This window comes from Luteimicrobium subarcticum (assembly GCF_002798015.1).
Lineage (GTDB): Bacteria > Actinomycetota > Actinomycetes > Actinomycetales > Cellulomonadaceae > Luteimicrobium > Luteimicrobium subarcticum.
Map to the genome: position 1 here is coordinate 1 of NZ_PGTZ01000005.1, position 1,147 is coordinate 1,147.

The 1,147-nt window shown below is 68.9% G+C and carries 1 protein-coding gene; it reads right to left on the minus strand.

All coding sequences use genetic code 11. The annotated features are described in order from the left end of the window. Window positions 1-1,036 (minus strand): IS481 family transposase (locus tag CLV34_RS00575; protein WP_100348358.1); only part of this gene is annotated, 1,036 nt, incomplete at its 3' end. Window positions 1,037-1,147: the final 111 nt, after the last annotated feature.

Genomic DNA, 1,147 nt, shown 5'->3' on the forward strand with positions numbered 1-1,147 from the left:
TGTTCTGGCTCATGACGTTGGTGACGTGGCGGCGTAGTCGTGAGGCTGGGGGTCTGTCACTGGCGGCGGTATGGGCTCGATGGTAGTTGTAGTGGATGTTCCAGATCTTGATCGCGGCGGCGCGTTCGTCCTCGGACGACCACCGGCGGGCGTAGAGGAGTTCTTCGGCCAGGATCCGGTTGTAGCGCTCGACCTTGCCGTTGTGCTTCGGGGTGTAGGGGCGGATGCGTTGGTGGCGGGACGCGGAGCCCAGGACGGCGCGTACGAAGTCGCGTGCCCGGTAGTTCGCGCCGTTGTCCGTCACGACGCGCACGATCCGGGTGATGCCGTGGGCGGCGAAGAACGCGCGGGCCCGGTGGTAGAACCCGATCGTGGTCGCCGCTCTCTCGTCGCTCAGGTGCTCGGTGTAGGCCAGGCGGGAGTACCCGTCGACGATCGAGTGCAGGTAGACATACCCGCCCCGGGTCGAGCGGGTGCCGTCCTTCTTCGCGGCGCGTGCGGCGGTGTCCTTGACGCGCTGGGCGGCCTTGTCCTGGTCGGACCCGCGCCCGTGGGCGCGCCACCCGCCACCGTCGGGGATCCGGCCGACCTTCTTCACGTCCAGGTGGACCATGTGCCCGGGGAACCTCGCCACGATCTTCCCGGTCTTGCGGTTGGTCTCACCGGTCGGGTCCAGGTCACGGCGCCGGTTGATGCCCAGGCGCACGAACCAGCGCCCCACGGTCGCGACCGAGACCTGGTGCCCGCGGGTGGCGAGCTCACGGTGGACCTGCCGGGCGGTCCACTTCTTCTCTCGTCGCCACGTCTCGATCAGCTCGACGACCGCGGGCGGGGTCTGGGTCGGGCGGACGAACGGTGCGCTGGACCGGTCCACGAGTCCCGCCGCTCCCTCGTGCTCGAACCGTGCCTTCCACTTGGCCAGGCACGCACGTGAGATGCCGGCCTCCGCGGCGACGTGCGCGAGCGGACGCGACTGGCACCGCTCGATCAGGCGCCGCCTTCCAGCAGGAGTCAACGGGGCGTTAGCGTGGGACATGAGGGGTAGGTCCTTCGTGCAGGCGGTCGTAGAGGTACTTCCATCCTGCCGCCAGGGCCTACCCCTTCCTCACACCCCGACCCGTGTCACCAACCTCATGAGCCACAACAC